This is a genomic window from Caldanaerobius fijiensis DSM 17918, assembly GCF_900129075.1.
In the GTDB taxonomy this organism is placed as follows: domain Bacteria; phylum Bacillota; class Thermoanaerobacteria; order Thermoanaerobacterales; family Caldanaerobiaceae; genus Caldanaerobius; species Caldanaerobius fijiensis.
Genome location: NZ_FQVH01000020.1, coordinates 44,236 through 48,147, shown reverse-complemented (window position 1 = coordinate 48,147; position 3,912 = coordinate 44,236). Strand labels below are relative to the sequence as shown.

The 3,912-nt window shown below is 39.1% G+C and carries 2 protein-coding genes and 1 rRNA gene; 1 reads left to right on the top strand and 2 read right to left on the bottom strand.

Annotation, left to right across the window (positions count from 1 at the left end):
- Together BUB87_RS08985 and BUB87_RS08980 are read right to left on the bottom strand one after the other, a co-directional pair.
- Positions 1-111: ribosomal RNA gene (locus BUB87_RS08985) — 16S ribosomal RNA — on the bottom strand; the annotation flags it as partial.
- 506 nt (positions 112-617) lie between these two features.
- Complete coding sequence (locus BUB87_RS08980; protein ID WP_073344376.1) at positions 618-2,045, bottom strand: ISLre2 family transposase; 1,428 nt, start codon at positions 2,043-2,045, stop codon at positions 618-620.
- A gap of 192 nt (positions 2,046-2,237) precedes the next feature.
- Here BUB87_RS08980 and BUB87_RS14545 point away from each other — a divergent pair, with 192 nt between their 5' ends.
- A complete protein-coding gene (locus BUB87_RS14545; protein WP_200792789.1) occupies positions 2,238-3,035 on the top strand; it encodes an ISNCY family transposase in 798 nt (265 codons plus the stop codon).
- Positions 3,036-3,912: the final 877 nt, after the last annotated feature.

Sequence of the window (3,912 nt, the reverse complement as noted above, 5' to 3'; positions counted from 1 at the left end):
CACCCGTCCGCCGCTAAGGTAATAGAGCAAGCTCCACTACCTCCGCTCGACTTGCATGTGTTAGGCACGCCGCCAGCGTTCGTCCTGAGCCAGGATCAAACTCTCTTGTAAACTATATATATCTCAAAACAAGTTGTATCCCGCTCACTGTTTAATTGGCAAGGTTCTCTCAGCCTCTCGGCTGACGATTTCTTATTTTACTACTTACCTGGCTGTCTGTCAAGGGCTTTTTTGCTCCCTCCCGACAGCTCTTATACTTTACCATCGTTTCGTCTCTTTGTCAAGGGGTATCTCTCGACTTTTTTGTCTCCTTGCCCCTCTCGCGATGGCTTTATTAATATACCACAGCTTTAAGGCGTATGTCAAGAGGGATTTTTGTTTTCGTTTGTGTCAAGAGTTTGTAGGTAAATTTCTTAATAATTTTACATAATCGCTTTTTATAAACCTTTTTGTTGAAAATATAAATATCATTCCATATTTGGTAATTTATTGTTTGCATAAAAACAATAACTCCCTATACCGGCGCCCTCTTTCAAAAAACTCTGATACCCTGGACCGGTATCTCTCTCAACCTATTACATCCCTCTTTTACCCTCAAATCTCAGTACAAACTGTCTTTAAATGATCGCTGCAACACTTACATGGCTTAATTCTTTTAATACATACTTTACCCATGGCCGTCCGGCACAGGGCCCTTTTAATGCAGGCAGAGATACTCTAAGCCATTCCTCTATGTCTTCAACTCCTTTTTTCTCTTCCGACTTTATCTGCGCCACCTCTTTGAACTTTCTCTGTTCCATTGGCCAACGTAAAATATATTTCTCTAATTCTCCGTTGGCTCTCTCTACTAATATCCGAGCTATCCTGTCTCCACCGGATGTGCTCCACCTGGCTCCCAACCGTTTCATCCGTCGCGCTATGTTGTGTTGTATCTGCCCTTCGATGGTTCCTAGTCGTCCCTCCTCATTTAACGCGGCTATTCCTTCCCAATTCTCTGTGAGATAATCTAAAAGAGCTATGACTTTCTTCCTTCGATTCCCTTTCGTTTTCTTTATCTCTTCTTTTAGCGTCTCTTGAGTCTTCTCAAAGTCGCTTTGGTAAATAGCTTCACGTACTTCGTTGAAAGTTTCTTCGTCATACCACAACGCCTCTATTAGATGCTTGCTAATGTGATATGGGTCCAGCCGATACTCTGCACCTGGAAAATATTCTAATCCCTCTTTCGGCCAATCGGCTCCATCTCCTCCTATGTACACTCTTTCTACGCGATTTAAATCCCATTTGCTCCCGGCTTTTGCATAGGTTTCTTCCCACATGGTCTGACTGTCAGCCAATCCACTCACCACAATTTTGTTTTTTAGGGCATACCGTTCATGACCGATTTTTTCTTTGCCTTCATAAGCTACTAGGTGCTTTATTTCTCCTATCTTATTCTCCGCTCTTTGCAGTCGGATCATTACACCATCGCTTTCAATACAAAGGGTTGATGTAATCTCTTGCCCTTGAGGTAATTTACCTTCTTCAAATATTTCTGTCCTCTTTTCTTCACTCTCTTGTTTTAAAGTTTCTCCTAAATCCTTAACGATTTTCCAGATCGTCATTGTGCTGATATTGGGAAATAGTTGGCTTAAAATTTCGGCAACGCGCCTGAAGGACATCTCCGTACTCAATTTCACTGCTATCTCTCTTAACCTTGGAGTTATTTTTGCCCTTATTGGCCAACCCAATAGATCATCCAACAAAAACCTGGTCTCACCTGTCTTTTTGTTTCTGTAAAGACGTCTTCTATATGTAAATTCGCCAAAGGTGCTTATGGCATCTTTTTTTCTAAATCCTATTACTTCCCAGGTTTCACGGTCGCGTTCATTCATCAAACGTGTATCCATTTGCTCTAGTGCCCATATGAAAATTTGGTTACAGACTTTTTGGCAGAGTTCATATACTCCCTTTTCGAGTTCATAAAAATCTTTGCTTTCATTGATTATTTTTATTAATCCGTTACAAAAAAGAAGGACTGCACCTACTATGTGTCGAATATTTAACATAAGGTTTCACACTCCTTTTGTGTTTTTATTTTTTTTTTGCGGTGAGGTCTTTTTTCTACATTTGAGTGCCTTTTTCCTTCTTAACTACCTACTTAAATTTTACACTGCCATGATTATTTGTTGTTATTCTATGATATTGTCATATTAAAAGTATTCTGTAATAATGTCAGTATGAGAAAGGAACGATATTGTATGACAAAAAGAGAAGTACAAAAATTAATCGTTATCAATAAAACCATTGATGGAATATTGACTATCAGGGAAGCTGCGCAGGCTTTGAACTTAAGCGAACGTCAAATTTTTAGACTTAAGAAGGGGGTTAAAGAACAAGGTGAATCTTTTGTCATTCATAAAAATAGAGGTCGTAAGCCTGCTAATGCTATCCCTGAAGATGTAGTACGACGTGTCATTGACTTAAAACAAAATAAATATCAGGATGCTAACTTCTCTCATTTTAGAGATCTCCTTGAAGAAAGAGAGGGTATTATCCTCAGCTATTCTTCTGTCTATAGACTTTTAACTTCAGCCGGTATACAAAGCCCTAGAAATCATCGTAAGCCTCCTAAAGTTCATGCCAGAAGAAAGCGTAAGCCTCAGGCCGGATTATTGGTCCAGATCGATTGCAGCCCTTTTGAGTGGATACCCTCTATGGGACAATTAGCACTCCATGGTGCCATAGATGATGCTACTGGCCAGGTTCTTGCTCTTTATCTAACTGACAATGAATGCATGGAAGGCTATTTTGAACTAATGCGTCGGATTATACAAAATTATGGTATACCTTTAAGCCTCTATACTGATAGACATACTATTTTTGTATCACCTAATAAAGACAAACTTTCTATCGAAGAACAGTTAGAAGGTAAAACAGTAAATCAAACTCAATTTGAAAGGGCTATGAGCGAATTAGGCATAACCATCATAAACATAGATCTCCTCAGGCTAAAGGCCGTATCGAAAGACTGTGGCAAACCCTTCAGGATAGATTAAAAGTAGAACTCAGGTCAGAAGGTATTGATTCTATTGATAAGGCCAATGAATTCTTCCCTAGCTTTCTGCAAAGATATAATGATAAGTTTGCAAAGGAACCGGAAAATCCTGTACCAGTCTTTAGAAAACTGCCTTCCAATATCGATTTAGACAATATACTTTGCATTAAAAAGACCAGAACGGTTGATAATGGCGGCGTATTTTCTCTGGATGGTCAGTATTATCAGCTGGTAGATGAAAAGGGTAAAATAGTACCCGTTACCCCTCGAGCTAAGATAACTGTTCTTACAAGCCCCAAGATAGGTATACGGGTACAGTACAGCAATAACATATATGCTGTACAAAAACTTGATGAACCACCTAGAAAAGCTCAAAAGGTTAAACAGGCTGGTTCATCAAGCAGGCCCAAATCCTATAAACCTGCTCCCGACCATCCTTGGAAGCAGGGTCAGCAAAAGACACCTTCATACTGGTACGTGGAATCAGACAGAGAGATTTTAGAGGGTCTGCACAATTCCACGTGTGCCTGGCGTTAACCTGCTAAGGATTTTGGGCTTACAGCTTAACTTTATAATAGCTGCTGAATAAAGGTATGTTAAGGACAAGCGAAGCTTGTTCGCTTTACCCTTGACGCGCCGAATGAAGCAGCCAAACTTTTTCCAGGCTGTAAGCCTTAGATGAGGTATTGTCTTTTTGTTAATTAATGGTTATATATGTATCTACATCATATTACTGTAAACTATGTTTAGATTTTAATGTTGAATTTCCATGGCATAATTATGATCTAATAGCTATTTTATGGTAAATATTATTTCTAGCTATGACATTTTTGATGAATAAATATTAGCCCTTGGTTATAACATTTTTCTATTGACTA

What these genes read in the sequence shown, in the direction of transcription:
- BUB87_RS08980 (WP_073344376.1), bottom strand. Translation starts at nt 2,045, where the DNA reads ATGTTAAATATTCGACACATAGTAGGTGCAGTCCTTCTTTTTTGTAAC.
- BUB87_RS14545 (WP_200792789.1), top strand. Translation starts at nt 2,238, where the DNA reads ATGACAAAAAGAGAAGTACAAAAATTAATCGTTATCAATAAAACCATT.